Annotated in this window: 16 protein-coding genes; 8 read left to right on the plus strand and 8 right to left on the minus strand. The window is 56.9% G+C overall.

Features of this window, described 5'->3' with window-relative positions:
- Nucleotides 1-9: 9 nt before the first annotated feature.
- Nucleotides 10-1,569, minus strand: coding sequence for a DUF1549 domain-containing protein (locus tag BGIM_RS0129190; RefSeq protein ID WP_020473229.1), 1,560 nt, complete (start codon nt 1,567-1,569; stop codon nt 10-12).
- A 475-nt stretch (nt 1,570-2,044) separates the two neighbouring features.
- Here BGIM_RS0129190 and BGIM_RS0129195 point away from each other — a divergent pair, with 475 nt between their 5' ends.
- Both BGIM_RS0129195 and BGIM_RS0129200 read left to right on the plus strand, forming a co-directional pair.
- Nucleotides 2,045-3,343: a BBP7 family outer membrane beta-barrel protein gene (locus BGIM_RS0129195; protein ID WP_202947327.1), complete on the plus strand. Its 1,299-nt coding sequence runs from the start codon at nt 2,045-2,047 to the stop codon at nt 3,341-3,343.
- Nucleotides 3,344-3,514: 171 nt separating this feature from the next.
- A complete protein-coding gene (locus BGIM_RS0129200) occupies nt 3,515-5,629 on the plus strand; it encodes an amino acid transporter (RefSeq protein WP_238537741.1) in 2,115 nt (704 codons plus the stop codon).
- Nucleotides 5,630-5,633: 4 nt separating this feature from the next.
- Here BGIM_RS0129200 and BGIM_RS0129205 read toward each other — a convergent pair whose 3' ends face one another.
- The 3 genes from BGIM_RS0129205 to htpG form a co-directional block, all read right to left on the minus strand.
- Entirely contained in the window at nt 5,634-6,605 is a 972-nt protein-coding gene (locus BGIM_RS0129205; protein ID WP_020473232.1) for an aldo/keto reductase, read from the minus strand.
- A 39-nt stretch (nt 6,606-6,644) separates the two neighbouring features.
- Nucleotides 6,645-7,424: a carboxylesterase family protein gene (locus BGIM_RS0129210; RefSeq protein ID WP_020473233.1), complete on the minus strand. Its 780-nt coding sequence runs from the start codon at nt 7,422-7,424 to the stop codon at nt 6,645-6,647.
- Between the two features lie 145 nt (nt 7,425-7,569).
- Nucleotides 7,570-9,444 carry a molecular chaperone HtpG gene (htpG, locus tag BGIM_RS0129215; protein WP_020473234.1) on the minus strand — a complete coding sequence of 625 codons (1,875 nt, stop codon included), beginning with the start codon at nt 9,442-9,444 and terminating at the stop codon, nt 7,570-7,572.
- Nucleotides 9,445-9,570: 126 nt separating this feature from the next.
- On the opposite strand from htpG, the gene BGIM_RS0129220 reads away from it, so the two are divergent.
- The gene (locus BGIM_RS0129220) at nt 9,571-11,037 is read left to right on the plus strand and encodes a protein adenylyltransferase SelO (protein WP_020473235.1); all 1,467 of its coding nucleotides are present in this window, start codon (nt 9,571-9,573) and stop codon (nt 11,035-11,037) included.
- Nucleotides 11,038-11,040: 3 nt separating this feature from the next.
- Here the strand turns inward: BGIM_RS0129220 and BGIM_RS0129225 are convergent, their stop codons facing one another.
- Nucleotides 11,041-12,096 (minus strand): 3-keto-disaccharide hydrolase, encoded by a 1,056-nt coding sequence (locus BGIM_RS0129225; RefSeq protein WP_020473236.1) that lies wholly within the window; start codon nt 12,094-12,096, stop codon nt 11,041-11,043.
- Between the two features lie 208 nt (nt 12,097-12,304).
- Nucleotides 12,305-12,856, minus strand: coding sequence for a hypothetical protein (locus BGIM_RS0129230; protein ID WP_020473237.1), 552 nt, complete (start codon nt 12,854-12,856; stop codon nt 12,305-12,307).
- Nucleotides 12,857-13,366: 510 nt separating this feature from the next.
- Here BGIM_RS0129230 and BGIM_RS0129235 point away from each other — a divergent pair.
- From BGIM_RS0129235 to BGIM_RS0129255, 4 genes are all read left to right on the plus strand, one after another.
- Entirely contained in the window at nt 13,367-14,719 is a 1,353-nt protein-coding gene (locus tag BGIM_RS0129235) for an excinuclease ABC subunit UvrC (protein ID WP_072022287.1), read from the plus strand.
- Nucleotides 14,720-14,725: 6 nt separating this feature from the next.
- Nucleotides 14,726-15,514, plus strand: coding sequence for a 5'/3'-nucleotidase SurE (gene surE / locus BGIM_RS0129240; RefSeq protein ID WP_020473239.1), 789 nt, complete (start codon nt 14,726-14,728; stop codon nt 15,512-15,514).
- A gap of 91 nt (nt 15,515-15,605) precedes the next feature.
- Complete coding sequence (locus BGIM_RS0129245) at nt 15,606-16,760, plus strand: SH3 domain-containing protein (protein WP_020473240.1); 1,155 nt, start codon at nt 15,606-15,608, stop codon at nt 16,758-16,760.
- 117 nt (nt 16,761-16,877) lie between these two features.
- A complete protein-coding gene (locus BGIM_RS0129255) occupies nt 16,878-18,521 on the plus strand; it encodes a hypothetical protein (RefSeq protein WP_020473242.1) in 1,644 nt (547 codons plus the stop codon).
- 84 nt (nt 18,522-18,605) lie between these two features.
- On the opposite strand, the gene BGIM_RS0129260 is transcribed toward BGIM_RS0129255, so the two are convergent.
- Nucleotides 18,606-19,337: a Bax inhibitor-1/YccA family protein gene (locus BGIM_RS0129260; protein ID WP_020473243.1), complete on the minus strand. Its 732-nt coding sequence runs from the start codon at nt 19,335-19,337 to the stop codon at nt 18,606-18,608.
- Between the two features lie 109 nt (nt 19,338-19,446).
- On the opposite strand from BGIM_RS0129260, the gene BGIM_RS0129265 reads away from it, so the two are divergent.
- On the plus strand, nt 19,447-20,103 hold the full coding sequence (locus BGIM_RS0129265; RefSeq protein ID WP_020473244.1) for an MBL fold metallo-hydrolase: 657 nt from the start codon (nt 19,447-19,449) through the stop codon (nt 20,101-20,103).
- A 55-nt stretch (nt 20,104-20,158) separates the two neighbouring features.
- Here the strand turns inward: BGIM_RS0129265 and BGIM_RS0129270 are convergent, their stop codons facing one another.
- Nucleotides 20,159-21,535 (minus strand): HEAT repeat domain-containing protein, encoded by a 1,377-nt coding sequence (locus BGIM_RS0129270; protein WP_020473245.1) that lies wholly within the window; start codon nt 21,533-21,535, stop codon nt 20,159-20,161.
- Between the last annotated feature and the right edge of the window lie 94 nt (nt 21,536-21,629).

Below are 21,629 nucleotides of genomic sequence, written 5' to 3' on the forward strand. Positions count from 1 at the left end.
ACTCCCGGATCAGTGATTGATGCCGAATTCGGTGGAAGCCAGCAATGCCCAGACCAGTCGGCTCACAGCTTCCGCTTTCTTGGCTTCATGCTTCTTCACATAGGCGTTGACCGTCTGACGCTCCGCATCGGTCGGTTTGCGTGAAAGCACGGTGAGATAAACCTCATCGGCTAATTCGCCTTCGGGCTTCTTCGAGAGTTGATCCACGACATTGCCGGGTTGCGGGGCCAGCCAACCGAGAACGAGCGGATCGTTCAGCAGGAACAACGCCCCCTTGAGCATCGGCGAGATTTCATCCTCCGGTTCACGGGGGGCGTTGGCGTAAGCCTTCATGATCTTGGTCTTGGCAGCCGGGTCGGCTTTCACGTTCAGGGCCGTTTGAAACGAGGCGATCAACTGCTCGGCCGAGAGACGCTTTTCAAGCGAGGTCACAAAGAGTTGTGGCTCAGCCTTGGCGACACCCTCCGGGAGTTTGCCGGAGCGTTGGTAGGTTTGCGAACGAGTGATTTCGGTGATCAACCATTTGATGTCGTAACCGTGGGCGACGAATTCATCGGCAAGCAACGCCAGCAATTCCGGGTGCGACGGGGGATTGCCCGCATGGTGCAAATCCAGCGGGTGAACGATGCCCCGGCCGAGCAGCAAGAACCAAATCCGGTTGGTGATGTTGCGGGCGAAGTCCGGCGATTCTTTTGACGGCACTTGCTCCGACAGCAACGTCAGCGGGCTGAATTTCAGTTGTCCGGGGCTTTTGGCTTTGGGGTCCGGGGCTTTGGCGTATTCCTCCCCCTTCTTGAACACGACTACTTCCAGTTCCTTGCCACCCGGCAAACCGGGGCCGGTTTCCTTGGGGATCTTCTTGAAAACGGACATGAACGGAACTTTGCCGGGCATGGGTTTCTCACCCACAACAGCGGTCTTCTCGTCGTTCAGGAACGCATTCTGCACGAAGGCGAACAGCCCCTTGAAATCCTTCTGCTTGTATTCCTCAATGAACAGGTGATCGTGACACTCGGCGCACCGCAAATCTTTGCCAAGGAACAACCGGCCAATATCGCGGGTGAGGGCCGAATAATCGACCGTCTGCTGGCCGTAATGTTCCAACCGCTTGGACATGAAGAAACTGGAACCTTTCGTCTCCGGGTTGCTTCCGTCTGCCCGGAGGATTTCCTTCGCAATCTGGTTCCAAGGCTTGTTCTTTTTGAACGACTCCAGCAGGTAGGCCGACCAGTCCGCGTGGTCGCCAAGGCGTTCCATGAACATCACATGAAATTGCTCGCTCATGCGAGTCGGGAAGTCCGGGCCGTTGAGCAAATCATCGATCAATTTCGAGCGTTTCGTCGGTGAGGCATCCGCCAGAAACCGGGCGGTCTCATCCCTCGCGGGAATGCGTCCGGCGAGATCGAGATAGATGCGTCGCAAGAATTCCGCATTGTCCGAAAGGTTTGAGAACTTGGCGTTGGATGCCTTTGCGGAGATGAGCTGGTCAATCCGTGCGGACAGCGGTTCGGCCGCAAACGGCGCGGCGGGAAAGGCAAGCAGGAGGGTGAGAACCAAGTGGCGAGGCATGGAAGGCGTTCCGACCGGGGTATCGGCGGGTGTCAGGCAGGTGAGGAAAGATTAACCCATTTTGGCTGACGGGGGAAGCGAGAAACGGCCGGTTCCCAAAGATTCGTGCTGTGCCGGTTCTTCTCGATTTGAAAAAGAGACCGGAAGCGCCGGGTTTCCTCATGATGCGGGTTAAACCTGCCGATTTGGTAAGAGAGAAGCATACGATGCCCGCACACAAAGCTGGGACGAAGCCGTCATCCGCGACGGCCAACGGAGTTGGAACATGCGAAAACGGATTCTCGGTTCACTCGCCGTGGTCGCGGCCGGCGCCGGGTTGTCGTTCGGCCAAGGTCCGCCACCGGGCGCTATGCCCGGACCGGGACAAGGCCCGATGATGATGCCCGGACAAGGGCCTGGACCGGGCGCCATGATGAGCCCCGGCGGACCCGGCGGCTATCCCGGACCGGGTCCGGGCGGACCTGGCGGTTATCCCATGCCGGGACCGGGCGGCCCCGACAGTGGCCTGATGCTTCGCAACGGCCAGCAAATCATCCCGCCGCCGATGGTCGGGAGTTCATTGAGTCCGGCCGAATTCGGCCCTCCTGGCCTTAGCCCCGACATGCGAGGACCCGGAGAAGGTGGATTTGGCGGTCGCGGCAGCGGCCTGGGGGCTTGGGAACAGCCCGGCCCGCCTACTTTCTGGGTTGGTTTCGATTATCTGATGTGGTGGCAGAAGTCCCAACCACTGGAATCAGCCTTGGTGACCACGAGCAGCGCGGGCAGCGCGGGCGTGGTGGGCAGCCCATCAACCACAAGCGTGCTCGGGAGTGGTTCGTTGAGCGTGGGCCGGATCAATGGCTTGCGGCAATGGTTCGGGTTTTACACGGACGAAGAACGACGCAACGGGATGGAGTTTACTTGGTTTTTGATGGAAAACCGCTCCTTCGGCCAAAACTTTCAATCCTCCACCGCGGGATTGCCGCTTTATGCAATCCCTTTCCGGGATGCAACGACCGGCAATGCCGGGTCCTATGTGATTAGTTCGCCGTTGAGCCAGGTTGGGGGGATACAATTCGCCACCCAAAGCCAGGCGTACAACATCGAAGGCAATTGCATTCTCAACCTGTATCGGGGTGACGAGGGTTCTGGCAACGGAATTGACTTTCTGGTCGGGATGCGGTTTTTCGACCTTCAAGAAAGCATGAGTTTGGACACACGGACCACGAATTACCCCGGCGTGACCCTGCCGTTCTCGGGGTTGACGGTGGGGGCGGCCAATCCGGTTGGGATTACGACCTCTGACCGCGTCCGGTCGTTCAACGAGTTCTATGGCTTGAACTTGGGTCTCCGCGGGGATCACAATTATGGCCGTATCTATTGGGGTTGGACAGCCAAGTTCGCCGCCGGTTACATGAACTCCTACACGGATGTGATGGGATCATCGACCTTGAACAATCTTGGCGTCGCCTCCACGGCCGCCGGGGGACGGTTCTTTGACGCCGCAGATATCGGTCGGCACAAGGACGGCGACTTTGCCTTTATCCCGGAAGGCGGCCTGAATCTCGGTTATCAGCTCACGCCGAAGGTGCGTCTGCAAATGGGCTACACCTTCATGTATGTCAGCCGGGTGATTCGGCCAGGATCGTCTTTTGACCAGAGTATCAATAATCGAGCGTTGCCGACTGACCCGAACTATGGCCTCGCTCCGTCGGCGGCTTACAACCGCGATCTGACGAAGAACACGGATTATTTCCTTCAGGGGATCAATTTCGGATTGCAGTTCGGTTTCTAATCATCCATCCGGATTGTTTCTCTGCGACGCCCGGCCAATTGGCCGGGCGTCGTGCGTTGACCGGGCGTGTTTGCCGCAATTCCAACAGAGGCGAGACAATCCCGTAAGATATCCCGAGCGTTGCGGAAGCGCGTTGTGTGTTCAATTGTCCACTCACCGGACAACAAACACATGCCCGGCCTTGTCGCCGGGCTTGCGATACCCGGTTCCCAATTATCTTGGGATCGGTTCGTGCCTCCGCTGGTTCCCTCCCGGAAAATGTCCAACCCATCGTCTCCGACGCCGACTTCAAGCGGCGGTCATCACCAGAGTTTTTGGCTCGGCGTGATGTGTCTCACCGGCGTGGATTACTTCAGCACGCTCGGTTACCAACCATCCATCGCCGTGGAAAGCGCCGGCCTGCTGGCGCCGCTGGCCACGATTGTCCTTGTGTTGGTCACCCTCTTCGGGGCGCTGCCGGTTTACTGCTATGTGGCCGGCAAGTCTTTTGAAGGCCAGGGTTCCATTGGGATGCTGGCGAAACTCCTCAGCGGCTGGCCGGGGAAGATCCTCGTGCTGACCCTGCTCGGGTTCGCGGCCACCGACTTCGTCATCACCAAGACACTCTCGGCCGCCGACGCGGCCGAGCATCTCATCAACAACCCCTACTGGCCGCTCGACAAACCGAAAAGCCAGTCCGAACACGGTCAGATCGTCACCGTTACCATGTTGCTCCTTGTTTTGCTCGGGGCGACCTTCATGCGCGGGTTCAAAGAGGTGATCGGGATCGCGGCCGTGATCGTCACGGTATATCTGCTCCTCAATGTGATTGTGATCGCCGCCGGTCTTTCTTATCTGAATGATCACCCCGAACGGTTCACCCATTGGTTGGAACGTGTTCGAGCGGGAGATTGGTATTTGGAGGAATCACCAAGCACATCGACGGGGTTTTGGGCCACCATCGCCGTCAGCGTGCTGCTGTTCCCGAAACTGGCCCTTGGATTGAGCGGTTTCGAGACTGGCGTGGCCGTGATGGCCCATATCAAGGGCCGGGAGGATGACGAACCCAAAAAGCCGCGGGGGCGAATCACGAACACCCGGAAGTTGCTGCTGTGCGCGGCCGTCATCATGTCCGTTGCCTTGCTGGGATCGTCCCTCATTGTAAGCACGCTGGTGCCGCCGGAAGCCATCACGACGGTGAATGCCAAGGGCGAACCGCCATTGGATGCGAACGGGAAGCCGATCGAGAAGAAGGATCGGGAGAAGCCGCCGGCGAACGCCCGCGCCCTCGCTTATCTGGCGCACGGCGAAGGCCCCGAAAAAATATCGCCGATCTTCGGGAATGCCTTCGGCACGATTTACGACATCAGCACCATCATCATTCTTTGGTTCGCCGGGGCCAGTGCGATGGCGGGGCTTTTGAATCTCGTCCCGCAATATTTGCCAAAGTACGGCATGGCCCCGGAGTGGGCGCAAGCCATCCGGCCGCTGGTGCTGATGTTCACGGGCATTAACTTGCTGGTGACTTGGATCTTCAAGGCTAGCGTCGAGGCCCAGGGAGATGCCTATGCCACCGGGGTGCTGGTGCTGATGACCAGCGCCTGTATCGCCAGCGTGATCGATCTCGCCCGCCACAAGGGATTGAAGTGGCGATTGTTGACGATTTATTTCGCCCTCATCACGGCGGTATTCGTGTTCACAACGGCCGACAATATTTACGAGAAATCGGCGGGGATCAAGATCGCCAGTTTCTTCATCGTGACGATTCTGTTCACTTCGATCTTCTCCCGCGTCTCCCGGAGCCGGGAATTGCGGTTCAGCGGCTTCCATTTGCCGGATGTGCAATCCCGGCTTCTGTGGGACACGCTTCGGCATTTGGAGCTTTCGGTGCTGGTTCCGCACCGGCCGGGGCGCCGGACCTTGGAGGAGAAGGAACAGATCATCCGGCGGGAACACCGCATCCCGCCGGAAATGATGGTCGTGTTTGTGGAGGTGGAACTCTATGACGCCAGCGAGTTCAACAACCTGCCGACATTGAAAATCCGGGCCGTCGAGGGGAAATACATCCTGCACATCTCCAAGGCGGCATCCATCTCGCACACCCTGGCGGCTTTGGCCCTTGAAATGGCCAAAGTCGGCCGGCCGCCGGAGATTCACTTTGGCTGGACGGATGAATCGCCAATGAGCGGAACCCTCGGGTTCCTGCTCTTCGGCGAAGGAAATGTGCCGTGGATGGTGCGGGAACTGATTCGCCGGGCCGAGCCGAACCAGGATCGCCGCCCGCTGATCATCATCGCCGGACAGTGATGAATCACTGAGACCATTCGGTGGGAGTTCGGTCCCACCGATGTTTTTTCAACTCAGCCAGCAATTTCGGGGAAAGCGGGGTCGCGTCGCTGGAAGCGATGTTGGCCCGCACATTTCGCACCTTTCGCATGCCGGGGATGATGGTCGCCACATCCGGGTTGGCCAGGATGAACCGCATCGCCATGTCGGCCATGCTCATTCCGACAGGAATCAACGGCCGAAGTTCCTCGGCCCGATCCACGCTGGCATGAAGGTTTTCCTTTACAAAGTAAGTGTTGCGCCAATCCCCTTGCGGCCACGTCGAATCCTTTGTCAATGTCCCGGTGAGTGTTCCCTCATCGAACGGCACGCGGGCAATCACTGCCACTCCGAGTTCCCGGCAGACGGGGAAAAGCTCGTCCTCAGGGTTTTGGTCGAAGATGTTGTAAATGACCTGCACAGCGTCGATCAATCCCGTGCGGAGCGTCCGAACGCAATTGGTCGGCTCCCAGCGGTTCACGCTGATGCCAATCGCCTTCACCAATCCATCGGCCTTCAAATCGCTGACGGCTTTTTGCCATCGCTCATCCGTCGCCCAATCATCTTCCCAAACGTGAAACTGCATCAGATCAAGGGACGACATGCCCAAATGCCGCAGGCTTTCCTCGGTGGAAGAGCGAATGTAATCGGCCGGGAACACATCCGAGAGGGCCGAGCCGCGACGCGATGGCCATTGGCGGTTCTTGGGGGGAATTTTCGAGGCGACGTAAAGTTTCTTGGCCGGGTTGTCCCGCACAAGCCGGCCAAGAATCTGCTCGCTGACACCGTCTCCATAGGCGAGCGCGGTGTCGAAGAAATTACAGCCGAGATCGACGGCCAATTGAAGGGCTTCGCGGGTTTCTTCCTCATCCCGGCCGGTCCACCCGGCCAGACCCCACATGCCGTAACCGACATCGCTGACTTGCCAGCCCAAGCGACCGAATGTTCGTAGCTTCATTGTCGTGTTTCTCTCGAAGAATGATCGCGTGAATGATTGTCAGTTTTTCTTTTGGGTGAACAACCACGTGAACATCTCGGGATCACTGTAGGCTTTGTCCCAACTGTTGTGCCCCACTTCCGGGTATTCGGTATATTTGGGATGGCCTCCGGCCTCCAAAAGCGCCTTCACCATGTTGCGGGACCGGGCGGGTTTCACGGCCGTGTCCTTGGTGCCGTGGAAGGCCCATATCGGCATCTTCTTGAGAGTTTGAGCGGTCTTCTCGTCAGCACCGCCGCACACCGGCACCCCGGCGGCGAAGAGTTCCGGTTTGCGGGCGAGCAAGTCCCATGTGCCGTAGCCCCCCATCGAAAGGCCGGTGAGATAGATTCGCTTCGGGTCAATCGGATGATCTTTGAGCAATTGGTCGATGAGTTCGAGGGTCAGCTTTTCTGAGATGGAAACTTCCTTCGGCATCGTGTGGCTGTCCGCGCTCCAATCGACTTCCACCCATTTCTTGCCGTCCGGGCACTGCGGGGCAATCAGAAAACACGGGTACTTCTTCCGGTTTTCTTCGGAGGCGAATTGCGGGACGCCGTGAACGAGTTGTTTTTCGTTGTCCGTTCCCCGTTCTCCGGCGCCATGCAGAAAGATCACCAGCGGATATTTCTTGCCGACTTCCGCCTTGGCGGGAGTCATGATCTGGTAGGGGAGGGTGGCCCCCGATTCGTCCTTGATTGTTGCTTTCGTCAACGGAAGCGGATCTTTCGCGGAGGCCGACCGGGTCAGCCAGAGGAACATTATCGCGGACGATCCGGCGATCAGGAGCAGTTTTAGCATTGATCTCATCAGGGTTGGAAAGGTTTGAAGTGGTGTATTCCCTTGGAGGTTGATGTCCAAGAGTGAAGAAAGATCGCGGGCGAATCTGATGAACAAACAAGAGCCCCGTTTATGTGACGGGACTCTTGTGACCGGGCCAAAAACATTATTTTTCCAAGGCCAGCACCATCAAATCATTGACCCGCTTGCTGAACCCGGCCGGATCGTGCAGTTTGGAACCTTCGGCGATCACCGCTTGTTCGTAGAGCAGCTTCCCGAGGTTGGTCACCTGATCTGATTCCGGCGACTTGGCGTAGAGTTTGTTGAGCAACGTCACCGCCGGATGGGTCGGATTCACTTCCAGCACCCGCTTGGAGGATTCTTCCAACCGGCCCATTTTCTTCATCAACCGCTCGTAGTGGGCGGTCATCGCATCTTTGTCGGCGACCAAGCAAGAGGCGCTTTCCGTGAGACGCTTGGAAAGCCGGACATCGGTGACATCGGGCAACTTCGTCTTCAGGTAATCCAAGAACGGCTTAAACTCCTCGGCATTCTCCGGGGCTTCCGTTTCCGGGGTTTCCGTCTCGGAACGGTCGATGGCCTTCAAGCCCTTCGTCTTGTATTCTCGCAGGCTTGGCAGCACCATTTCGTCGATCGGTTCGGTGCAGAGCAGCACTTCCCAACCCTTGGCCTTGTAGGCTTCCAGCAGGGGGGAGTTCTCGATCAATTCCCGGCTTTCACCGATCAGATAGAAGATGTCCTTCTGGCCTTCCGGCATCCGCGTGAGGTATTCGGCCAGCGTGGTGAACTTGCCGGGTTCGGTCTTCGTGGATTGGAACAGGAGCAGATCGACGATCTTTTCCTTGTTCGACCAGTCGCGGGACGCCCCTTCTTTGAGCATCACGCCGAAGTCATCGAAGAACGCGAGGTACTTTTCCTCGTCCGTGTTCTTGAGGGCTTCGAGGCCCTCCAGAATGTTCCGCACGAGGTTCTTCTGAATCTTCTCCAACAGAGGGTTGTTTTGCAGCAATTCACGGGAGATATTCAGCGGCAAGTCGGCTGAATCGACGATGCCGCGAATGAACCGCAGATACGGCGGCAGCAGTCCGTCACAGGAATCCATGATGAGAACGCGCTGGATGTAGAGTTTCATCCCCTGCGGTTCTTCCCATGTGTAGCTAAATGGCTTCTTGCTCGGGATGAACGCCAATACGCGGAACTCGTTGTTCCCCTCGGCTGTGTAATGGATCACACGGGCCGGTTTGTCCGAGTCGTTGGTGATTTGCTGGTAAAACGCCTCGTATTCCTCGGGCTTCACTTCGCTCTTGTTTCGCAGCCAAAGGGCGGTCTGGGAATTCAGCACCTCTTCGACGACCTTCTTTTCCCCTTCATTCTCGCCTTCGGTCTCCACTTCCATCACGATGGGATGTTCGATGAAGTCCGAATATTTCTTGACGAGGTTCTGTAGCGTCCATGATTGGGCGTATTCTTTGGCGTCTTCCTTCAAGTGCAGGATCACATCCGTGCCGCGGTCGGGCTTCACGGAGGATTCAAGGGAGAATTCCCCCTGACCATCGGACACCCAAGTGACACCATCGGTCGGCGAACCGGCCGGGCGGGTAATGACGGTGACTTTGTCGGCCACCATGAACGCAGAGTAAAACCCGACGCCGAACTGGCCGATCAGGTCGGGGCGGGTTTTCACATCTTGCTGTTTCAGGTTTTCGAGAAACGCCTTGGTGCCGGACTTGGCGATGGTGCCCAAATGCTCGATGACCGATTCGCGGGACATGCCGATGCCGTTGTCCGAAATCGTCAGCGTGCCGGCTTTTGCGTCCGGGATCAGACGGATTTTCCAGTCCTTGTTGTCCTCAAGTTTGTCCTCGTTGGCGAGGGAGTCGAATTTCACCTTGTTAATCGCGTCCGATGCGTTGCTGACCAGTTCCCGGAGGAAAATCTCGCGGTTGGAATACAGCGAGTGGGTGATGAGGTGAAGCAGTTGCTTCAGTTCGGTCTTAAACTCCATCGTTTCGGTCGCCACGGCGATTTCTCCAAAGACATGAATCTTGTCAATCAGTTATTGTTAGTCAGACCGTTCGCCCGGCAAGGGGCGATCCGGTTTCACGCACTCGATCCGACCGCGTTGTCGGCTGCATATGATTGAGGCATGAAAACCCTCGAAACCCTTTCATTTGATAACACCTACGCTGCCTTGCCGGAGACGTTCCGGCAACGGGTGAGTCCCACGGTTGTGCCGTCCCCGTATTTGATCGCTTTCAATGCGGATGCCGCCAAACTGATTGATTTGGACCCGGAAGAGGCGAAACGCCCCGAGTTCGCCGAATATTTCGCGGGGAACAAGCTTTTGCCGGGATCGGACCCCGTGGCCATGAAGTATGCCGGGCATCAGTTCGGCCATTATGTGCCGCAATTGGGGGACGGCCGGGCGATTCTGCTGGGGGAGGTTCGGAACTCAATCGGCGGCAAATGGGATTTGCACCTAAAAGGAGGCGGGCAAACCGCTTTCTCCCGCATGGGGGACGGCCGGGCGGTGTTACGCTCCAGCATTCGGGAGTATCTGTGCGGCGAAGCCATGCACGCTTTGAACGTCCCGACCACGCGGGCCTTGTGCCTCGTCGGCACGGACATGGAAGTGTACCGCGAGCATCAGGAAACCGGGGCCTTGGTGACCCGGATGGCCCCCAGCCATGTGCGGTTTGGCTCTTTTGAGGTCTTCGCCCACCGGGGGCAGACCGACGAAGTGAAGACCCTCGCGGATTACGTGATCGGCCTTTATTTTCCGCATTTGGTTGCCGCTGAGAAACCATACTTGGCGTTTTACCGGGAGGTGATCTCCCGCACGGCCGAGTTGATGGCCCATTGGCAGGCCATCGGATTCGCCCACGGCGTCATGAACACAGACAACATGTCCATCCTCGGGCTGACCCTCGATTATGGGCCGTTCGGATTCATGGAGGATTTCGACCCCGGTTTCATCTGCAATCACTCGGATGACACCGGGCGGTATGCGTTCGACCAGCAGCCCCGCATCGGTTACTGGAACCTGGCTTGTCTGGGATATGCCCTCATGAGCCTGATCGACGCGGACGACGCACGGGCCGCCATTGAGACTTATGCCCCCGCGTTTAATGCCAAGATGAACTCGCTCATGATGGCCAAAATCGGCCTGCAAACTTCCTGCGATGGCGATCTGAAACTTTGGCAAGATTTGATCGATCTGCTGGCTGTCGCCAAGACCGATTACACCAATTACTTTCGTATTCTTGGCAACTTTGATTCATCGCCGGATGCTCGCAACGACGGGATCAGGCAGCGGTTGAAACTGGCCCCGATGGCCGATGAATGGTTTAACCGTTACTCGGCCCGACTGAGAGAGGAATCACGAACCGATGCTGATCGCCGGGAGGCGATGAATCAGGTGAACCCGAGGTATGTGTTGCGAAATTATCTCGCCCAAGTGGCTATTGAGAAAGCCGAGCGGAAGGACTTTGGCGAGATCGAACGGCTGATGAGTGTGTTGAAACATCCGTTCGACGATCAACCGGAAATGGCCCACTATGCAAACCCCGCCCCGGCGTGGGCGCGGGGCTTGCATGTGAGTTGTTCGTCGTGAAGGTTACTTCTTCTCAATGATCCAGATGTTGCGGTATTGCAGCGGGTTGCCGTGACCTTGGAGTTGAATCGGGCCGGGGGTTCCTTCCGGGTCATTGCGGGCGCCGCCGGTCTTGCCGTTGATCTCGATGTTGTCTTGCACAACCACGCCATTGTGCTTCAACGTCAACCGGGACTTCTTGACGACCTTGCCGTCTTCGGAAACCGCGTTGGTGAACTCGGCATCGTAGGTCTGCCACGTCAACGGCGGGAGGCACATGTTCACTTTCGGGGCGGCCTTGGTGTAGACGCCGCCGCACTCGTTATCCTTGCCGTCGAGGCCGAACGAGTCAAGAACCTGCACTTCGTACATCAACACTTGGTAGAAACCGCTGTTGCCGCGACCCTGGCCGCGGGCATCCGGGCGGTACGGCAGCATGAATTCCAAGTGCATCGAGTAGTTGTTGAACTTTTGCTTGGTGTTGATGTCCTTGCCGTCCGTGTTCAGGAACTTCGTCTTTTCGTCCACCCGGCCGCCGGTCCAGGCGCTGTTGCTGGTGCCGTCGAACAACACGATGGCTCCTTCGGGGGGCTTGGCTCCGAGCGTGGGGCTTTGGCGGTCCGTCTTTTTGAACACCAAGGATTTGCCGTCATCGGAAGCGAGCTTCAGTTCGCTGCCGTCACAAGTTCCCGAATAATCGATTTGCCCTTCGGGGGGGAACTTGGAGGTGGCCGAGAATTCGGCGGCCGAACCGGCGATGTATTTCCGCTTGCCCTTGGCCGGTTCAAACTTGGCGGTCTTGCCATCGATCATTCCGGCGACGAGGCTCTTATTCTTGCCGTCCCATCCAGCGCCGGGCAACCCGCCGGCGTACACCACCGCCTGAAACGCCCCCTTGCCCAAGGCGATGATTTGAGCGCCGGCTTTGTCGCTGACATATTCCCCTTGGATTTTGAAATCGACGGGAAGCGACGGATCGGCCGGGTCGGTGGTCACTTCTTTCGGCTTGGGATCTTCGGCGAATGAAAGTCCCGCGATGGCGAGAACCAACAGACTGGCGGCAAAACGAATCTTCGTCATGAGGTCACCTCACATTATGGTGGGAGAGAATCGGGGTGGGTTGGCCGAGATCGGCTCTGCGGCGTGGAGGTGATCTTATCCGGGAGGGAAGAACGAAGGGATAAAAAAATCGGCCGGTTCCCGGCGACAACAGGAGAACCGGCCGATGGGGTGGTTTTTACGTCACGGTTTGGGTGGGCCAAGCGGACGGAGCAAATGGAATCGTCGATTATCGACGGTTCGGACAATTCCCGTTCGGGCAACTGCTTCCGGTCGAGTAGTAGGCAGCCGGGATGACCGTGTAGGTCACCGGGGCCGCGGGAACCGGCATCACTTCAGTGGAGCGGACGACCGTTTCCGTGGTCGTGACCTTGGTGTCCGCCTTGGCGTAAACTTCCAACTTGTCCTTGAGTTCGGCCTTGGTCAACTCGCCCGACAGGCTGAACGCTTGGTTTTTCCCGGTGGCGTCGCTGATGACCAGACCCTTCCCGGCGACTTCAAACGTCTTCGCGAGGTTGTACCCTTCGACCGTCGTCACATCGACGTACAAGCAAACGTACTTCGAAGCGAGCAGTTGATTGATCGCAGGATCAAATGAGCCTTCCTTCAACACTTTTTCCCAGCCAGCAGATCCCTTCCCGAAGAACACGGCCATCGGTTTGTGAGCCGAGGCCACCGCGACCTTGGCCGACGAATAACCGTCGGTCCAGTTCGGGGTTTGTTGAATGTTCGCCGAGGCAACGGACGTCAGGAGGGCAACGAGTCCAATCATGGTGTTCATCTAATCAGGTCCTCTAGTGTCTAAAAGTCGCGCATCGTGTCGCCTGCCTCGTCACCACCTGCGAGGTTGGTGATGGCGAGCTTCGCCCTTTTCTAACGATCTCCGGGGAGTGTTCAACCCAAATGATGGACACAAACGCATGGAAACTAACAAAATCTCCTTCAAATGAATGTTGAGTTAATGAGTAAAATAGACAAAATAATACACTGATTATTATTTGTTAATTATATATAAAAAGTATCAATATTGGGAATTGGAAGTGCGAAGAGACTTAGAATTGAGACGAAAACTGAATAATTGAGACTGGAGAGGATTTTTAATTGTTTGTTGCCAAGTCATGTTTAGGCAAGGCGAAACGTAACTTGCTGATGATAGATTTGGTTCATCATGTTGGCAAAAAAATCTAAAAAAACTGGTTGTAATGTCCAAGATTGGGTCTTTTGAAGTCTCCATACCTAGAATGATGTTCACTACTGACGCCCGTCTTCTGCGGACAAGGACCGTTTGTCCATGACTGAACCAGAACCAAATCCTGAAGTCTCTTTGACGACCCCCGCTCAAAAAGTGCGGACGTTTCCCACCTCACCAGGCGTTTACCTGATGAAGGATGCCGACGGTAAGGTCATTTATGTGGGGAAGGCCAAAAACCTGCGAAACCGGGCCTCCAGCTACTTCACCGCCATTGCCGCCACTGAACGGCGGACGGCCGAACTGGTTAAACATATTGCCGATATTGACTATATTACCACCGACACGGAGGTGGATGCCCTCCTTAAAGAGGCACGTCTCGTCAAGGACATCCATCCTCGATTCAACACCGATCTGAAAGATGACAAAACCTTCCCGTATCTCCAAATTCGCACCCGCGAAGAATTCCCCCGAGTGGAGATCACCCGCAAACCGCGTCGGAGGGGGGTGAAGTTGTACGGCCCCTTCACCAGCGCCAAGAGCCTGCGGGCGGCGGTTCAAGTTCTCCAACGAGTGTTCAAGTTTCGGACGTGTTCGCTGGACATCAAATCTGCCGATCCGAAGTGGCGATGGTTCCGCCCCTGTCTGTTGGCCAGCATTCGGCAATGCACCGCCCCGTGCAATCTGCGGGTGACGAAGGAAGAGTATCGGAAGCAAATCCGTTCCCTGCGGTTGGTGCTGGAGGGGAAGAAAGCCCGATTGATCCGCGAGATGAACAAGGACATGCAGGCCGCCAGCGTGGCCCTCGACTTTGAGAAAGCCGCCAAAATTCGGGACGACATCGCCGCCCTCGGAAAACTGGAACTTCGCGGGGAAGCTGACAAAGACATCCAGCCGGAGGCTTTTCACACCGATCCCCGCAAAGGTTTGGCAGGTCTTAAAAAGGCGCTCGGAATGTCGGGCACACCCCGTTCCATCGAGGGCTTCGACATCGCCCATTTGAGCGGCCAAGACACGGTCGCATCCCTGGTGAGTTTCCTTGATGGGCTTCCCTTCAAGAACGGTTACCGGAAGTTCAAAATCAAATCGGTGGAGGGAATCGACGACTTCTCCTCTATGAGAGAGGTCATCAGCCGACGATACGGCCGTGCCCATGAAGAATGGGGCATGCCAGACATTGTGTTGATCGACGGTGGCAAAGGGCAGTTAAACGCGGCTCTCGATGCTTTTAGAATGTTGGGGATTGAGCCGCCGACATTGATTTCGCTGGCCAAGCAAGAGGAAGAGATCTTCCGGCCGGGGGAAAGCGAGTCGATCAAACTCAGCAAACACTCGGCCGCCCTTCGGCTGTTGCAATTCGTCCGGGACGAGGCGCACCGCTTCGCCCAGCACTATCATCACCAACTCCGGCATCGCCGCCTCAAGAATCAGTTTGACGATTCTTCATCCGAGTAGGACACCATGCGAATTTTGCTGACGAACGACGACGGGATCTACGCCCCCGGCTTGAGGGCCTTGCACAAAGAACTCAAGAAGCTCGGGGATGTCGTCGTCTGCGCCCCGGCCACCGAGCAAAGCGCCGCCGGGCATTCGGTGACATTGCTTTCGCCGCTGATTGTGCAAGAAATCTTCGACGAGAACAAAGCATTCTTCGGATGGGCCATCGAGGGGCGTCCGGCTGATTGCGTGAAGCTCGCGTTGGTGGAATTGCTGCCCGAACCCCCCGATCTGATTGTCAGCGGGCTTAACGCCGGGTCAAACGCCGGGATCAATGTTGTGTATTCCGGCACGGTTGCCGCCGCCGTCGAAGGGGCGTTCTTCCGATGCACGGCCATCGCCCTTTCCCAGTCTTACCGCAAACCCGCCCAGATTGACTTCGCCGCCGGAGCCGCCATCGCCCGGCAGGTGGTGGAAGAGATTTTGGCTTACAAGCCGCAACCGGGTTCCTTGTTCAATGTGAATCTGCCGAGCGCTGACTTGGGACCGCCGAAGGGGTTGAAGGTTCTTGCCCAGAATGTCGCCCCTTATCAGGAGAGTTTTGTCCGCAATGTCGATCCCCGCGGCCGGACATATTATTGGTTGGGCGCTGATTACGGATGTGCCGAACCTCACCCGGACACGGATGAAAGCGCGCTCCAGCAAGGTTACGTGACACTCACTCCATTATACTTTGATCTCACCAACCATCGTCTGATGGATGAAATGAAGACCCGAGAATGGAACCTCGGTTCCCCTCGCAAACCCGATTAACTTCTCTTGCAATAATCACCGGGGATGTTATTCCCTCCCAAATTCCCCGAATGCCGGATGATCGGTGACGGGAGTTTGCGGAGGGGTTCTCATGTCCGGTCGTGCCAGCCTGTTGGTTCTGTGGTTCGTCGCAACCGCGGGCGTTGTCATGGCCGCGCCGGATAGTCGCCGGGTGGCTGTCGTCGAGACGGACGGCGTTGAACTTCGCTCCGGTCACGCCATGAGTTTTGCCTCCGTCGGCCAGCTTCGCAAGGGGGACAAGGTGATTGTCTTCCGCGAGGAGGAGACCGGCTTTCTAGCCATCCAACCGCCGCCGGGAACCATCAGTTGGATTCGGCAAATCCATCTCGGCAAAGTCGAACCCAACGAAACCGGCAAATCGAATGTCACCGTCCTCGTTGAAGGGGCGGAAGTGATGGCCGGGAATGACAAGGGCGATGCTCCGCTGACTCGCGTGACCACACGGCTTCCCAAGGGAACGCTCGTGGAAGTGACCGGCAAGCCTGTTCGTGTGGAGGGGGCGTCATGGTATCCCGTGACCCCGCCCGAGGGGGATTTGCGGTGGGTTCCCAAGTCGGCCGTGCGCAGTCAGGAAATGAGCCCGCTGGCTTCGCCCGCCCCGTATTACCAACCTGATCCACCAGCTTTCACGGTCTCCGGTTCAGAGGGTTCCAAGGCCACCACAGAAGGCGGCGTGACCAAGCCCGCTGTTGGCACGTTACCGAAGGCCCTCACCGATCACAAACTTTGGAGTCAGGCAAGCCAGGCCGAACGTAGCGGCGACCACGCCACCGCGAAGAGTTTGTATGCCCGCATCTATCAGGACCTTTGGGATCAAAAGGCCGAGCGGGACGCCATCGTTATCGTCTACAACCGCTTCACCCGCTGCGATGAGATTCTGAAAAAGGGCGATCCGGCTGCCCCGCGTCGCAGCGAAAGCCGCATGGGAATCCCCGTGTCGAACCCGGTGCCAGAAGACCGGCCCCGTCCTGCGGCGGCCCCCCAACCTCAGCAAGGGAAGGGAACCGGATACCTCCAAGAACTTCAAAAAGTCTTTGTTGATGGTCAGCAGGTGTATTCCTTTCAGGATGACAAGGGAAATGTTACCCACTATGCCACCGGCGTCGAGGGAATGAACCTGCGGGGTTATGTCGGCAAACGGGTCATGGTCTTTGGTGAAGTGGTTTCCCGGCCGGAACTGTACCGCCCGCATATCGCGGTTGATCGTGTGGAAGTCGTCAAATAACGATCAGATTGTCCAATTCTTGCACAATTTCCGGCCGAATCCGAATCCCGACACTCAACGGGGAATTGCGTCCTAAAATGACGCAATTCATTTAGTTTCTTGCCGAGAATTCCGTTCATGCGATTCATCATCGCCCCCGAATTTCACGAGCAATTGCTCCAGCAGGACGACCACCTTCCGGACTGCTACGTCCGGCCGGGGGAATATCTGCACCACATGTACATTGATGGCATCAAGTACGTGGTCGTGCCCGCCCTGTTGGAATGTTTGAAACTCGCGGAAGACAAGGACGACGCCGAGGCCCTCCAGCATCTTCGGCTGCATGAAACGCATTATCAAAAGCTCCACCGGGAGGCGATGGCGAATGGCGGCTTGGAAGGGGTGACGCTATTGGGCGACCCGCCGCCGGACATTGAGGAAAGTGTCCCGAAGATCACCAATCCATTCATTCCCCGTCCGCCGGCCCGTTGGGAAGATCTCGGCCTGCCGCTTCCCTTCCTGTTTGATTTGGTATTGCGAACCATTTACAACCGTGGGCAGTTGACTGGCGGGGAAATCGCCCAGGAAATGGGCGTTCCGTTCGTGGCCATCTCGGCGGTCCTTCAGGCGATGCGAAAGCAAACGCTGATCGACATCATCGGCCAGCGCGGCGCCAGCGGGGATTCGTCCTTCATCTACGAGATCAAGCCCCCCAAGGGGACAGCCGCCGTCCAAGATGCCATCGGCAAGACGGCCTATGTCGGGCCAACCCCGGTGCCGTTCGCAGATTATTGCGAATCGGTGATGGCCCAAAGCATCCGGAAACTGATCGTCACCCGGATGAGCATTCAAAAAGCTTTTGAAGATCTCGTCATTTCAGAGTCCATGTTCAACCAAGTCGGCCCGGCCGTCAACTCCGGGGCGTCGATCTTCTTCTTCGGGTTCCCCGGCAACGGCAAAACCAGCATCGCCGAACGCATCACCCGGTTGATGGGGGACACCATGTTCATCCCCCACGCGGTCGAGGCGAACGGCCAGATTATCAAAGTATTTGATCCGATCCTCCATCACGTCGTCCAAGAGGATATCGATCTCTCGGGCAATGAAGGCGTGATGATGAAGGGCAACGCCCACGACACCCGGTATGTGAAGATCAAGCGTCCGACTATTGTTGTCGGGGGCGAACTGGTGATGCCGATGCTTGACTTGAAATACAACGCCAACGGCAAGTTCTACGAGGCCCCGTTGCAGATGAAGTCCAACGGCGGGATCTTCATGATCGACGACTTTGGCCGCCAGCAACTTCGGCCGATGGATCTTCTCAACCGCTGGATCGTTCCCTTGGAAAAGAGGTACGATTACCTCACCACGGTGAACGGAACAAAAATCGAAGTGCCTTTCGACGAACTGTTGATCTTCTCCACGAACCTCGACCCCACACAACTCGCGGACGAGGCATTCCTTCGCCGGATCAAGTTCAAAATTGAAGTCACCGACCCGGACGAGGGGCAATACCGTCGAATTTGGGAACTGGTGTGCAAAGGCCGCCGGGTAGAATTTGACGCGGGCGGTTTGGATTATCTCATCGACAAATGGTATCGTCCGACCAATCGGCCATACCGGATGTGCCAGCCCCGCGACATTATGGACCAGATGATCTCAATCGCCAAGTACAACATGGAGCGGGTGAATTTTAGTCCCGACCTCATCGACGCGGCCTGCATCACGTATTTCATCTCGAAGGAGAAGAAGGACTTCGGCGCCAAGGTCAGGTTGGAATAGAAACGGCTTTGTGACGGATGAAACAGAAAAGGGCGGACGTCGCACGACGTCCGCCCTTTTCTGTTTCATCCGTCACAAAGCCGTTTAGTCACGGTTCTGCATGAGCAATCGCAGGATGTAGTAGAAGAGCAACACGACATCAGCCAGCAATTCCAAGGCAGCGCCGACATGCTCGTCCGTGTTGTAGTGGTGCAGGATGTTTGATGTGTCGTACAGGATGTACCCGGCCGCCAACGCAATCCCCAAGCCACTGAACCACATTCCGAGACCAACAGACAAGCCGAAGTAAGGTCCGACGATGGACAGGAGGATCAACCCGAGCATCAACAGGCTCAGCATGACAAGCCCATACCGAAGGAACGAAAAATCCTTCTTGGTCACAAACACGGTGACTGTCAGCCCGCCAAAGACGAGCATCGTCAGCATGCTGGCCTGATTGATGATCTCCATGCCATACTTCATCTCCGCGAATGTGATGATCGGGAGAAGGAACACGGCTTCAATGGCAGTGTAAATGGCCAACCCGGCGTATTTCACGGCGGGCGGGGCCTCAGCGCGGGCCATGTATCGGGCCAGCCAGCCGCCGCCGATAAAGAAGACCATCAAAAACAGCAACGAGATCGGGGAGCCGTAAATTACCCCGATGATTTCACGATCCACATGCGCCAACTTCAACAGGGCGAGAATCCCGACCAATCCGGCGACCGACACCGCCAGGTGCAGGTAGGTTTTTCGGATGAACGAGATGCGTTCGTCCACCGGTGCATAGGCCGCGGCTGTTTCGCGGTGATATCCGTCTTCAAGGTAGTTCGACATTCGCGAGCTCCGTGGTAAGGGTTCCAAGATGGGCGGGAATGCCGCCAGCGGTTAAGCTAAATGGTAGATTGTGCCATTTTACGCCGCAAGTGAAATCATTGGAAGGTCCATGAGTTTTCAAATCAAAACAATCGTTTCGATGCCGTTCGCCGAAAATACATACGTCATCTGGCTGGATGGCCACACTGATTGCCTCGTGATTGATCCCGGTCTTGAACCGGACCTCATCCACGAATTTCTCGCCGATCAAATGCTGAAACCGGTTGCCATTCTCAACACGCACGGCCATTCGGATCACATTGCCGGGAACGGGGATGTCAAAACCGTCTATCCGGAAGCCCCGTTGATTATCGGAGTGAATGATGCTCCGATGCTCCTCGACCCGGATTTGAACCTCAGCCGACAGTATGGATTCGACATCATCAGCCCCCCCGCCGATCAAATCGTCCGCGAGGGGGAACAATTGTTATTCGCCGGGCTGACCCTCGATATTTTTGACTGCCCCGGCCATTCCCCCGGCCATGTTGTGTTTTACCTGAAGGAATTCGGCGTCCTCATCGGCGGAGACGTGTTGTTTCGCGGCAGCATTGGGCGCACCGATTTCCCCGGCGGTTCCTTTGAGCAACTGGCCGTGAGCATTCGGAACAAGTTATACACGCTACCGGCAGAAACCGTTGTGTATCCCGGTCACGGTCCGACCACCAAGATTGGACACGAACGCCGGACCAATCGCTTTGTGACTGATTTGAATATGGCGACGGAATGACAAACACCCGCCGCCTGAAAGTGAGATGATCCGAGCGGGACAAAAGATTCGCCGATCACTTCTTCTCGGGCGCAACTGGAGGGACCACCACGGGTGGAGCCATCTTCTTTTCCTCGCCTTGAAGAACCTTGACAGCTTCAGTCGCATAGGCCCTCACTTCTTCAGTCCGGTGGCTGGTGGCCACCTTGCGGAGAACCGGGGCCGTCACAGCGGCTTGGGACTTCATGCTCGCGACGGCGATAATGGCCGACGCCACCACACTGTTTTCTTCCTTCGGGTTGGTAATCACATCCAACAGGTCCTGGGCCTTTTTGCCGGCCGCATCACCGAGCAATCCAAGGGCCTGACAGGCTTCGGAACGCGCGGCCGCTTCCGGTGCCAAGAGTTGGGTGGTGATGGCGGTCAGAAGTGATTCGTTCCCCTTCACCCCTGCCGGATCGTGTTTGAGGAGAACCACGCGGACCAGCCCTTGAATGCCACGATCCTTCTCGAATTTCAGGACGTTTTCCAAACCGGCTTTCCAGACCTTGTGTTGGTTGTTGGAAACCGGCCCGATCACGATGAGGGCATTGGCGGCTTCCCTTCGCACGGCAACTGAAGGATCAGTCTTGAGCACATTGAGCAACCCAAGGACGGCACTTTCGGAAGGGTCGATTTTTTCGGCGGGATTGTCCGGATTCGACCAACCTCGGCCAACGCTGCCGAGCGCCGTGGCGGCCGTTTTTCGAGTCAGCCAGGAACTGATTTCATTCGTGCGGGCAACCAACCGGGGTATTCCTTTGACAGCCGCCGGGACTGGTCCGATGTTCGAGAGCGCCACCGTCGCGTCGTAACGAACCGTCACCGACTCGGCATCCAACATGCGAATAATCGTTTCAAGCCGGTCATTGCAAAATCGATCTTCCAGTTGGTTGTAATTCATGAAAGGGGCAATGCTGAGCGCCGTTAGTTTGACGTTAAGATCCGGATCGGTCTTGAGAGTGGTCAGCATTTGCTCGCTGATGGCGATCATGGCCTTTGGCCCGAACGCCGGGAAAACACGGATGGCGTGTTCACGAACGGCCGCATCCCGGCTGGTTTTCAGTTCGTTGATCCACATAACCAATGATTTTCCTTCGAATTCCCTGGGAAAATCATTGGTTTCTTTTGCGGCCGGCGCTGGTGCGACGATCGGGATCGCCGGGGGATTTCCGGGGGGCACGGCGGCGGGGTTTCCTGGGGGCACGGCCGCCGGATCGGCACCCTTTGCCGGTGGGTTGGCATTGGGATTCGGATTCTTGGCCGGGTCGGCCGCTTTGACTTGCGGCAGTTTACCGGGGTCGCCGGGTTTGATCTGGGCTGGTTGTCCGGCCTTGGGGACTTGGGCAGAAATGCCGGTTATCCCAAGAATGAGAAGCCCCGTGGAGAGGCTGAACAGACACGCGTGCTTCATAACAATTCGCTCCCGAAGGGATGCCTTCCCCCAACTGTGAGATTAACGCAAGAGGGGTTGGGTTGACAAGGTGGATAACCTGAACGGGACTGAT

This window comes from Zavarzinella formosa DSM 19928 (assembly GCF_000255705.1).
GTDB classification, from domain to species: Bacteria; Planctomycetota; Planctomycetia; order Gemmatales; family Gemmataceae; genus Zavarzinella; species Zavarzinella formosa.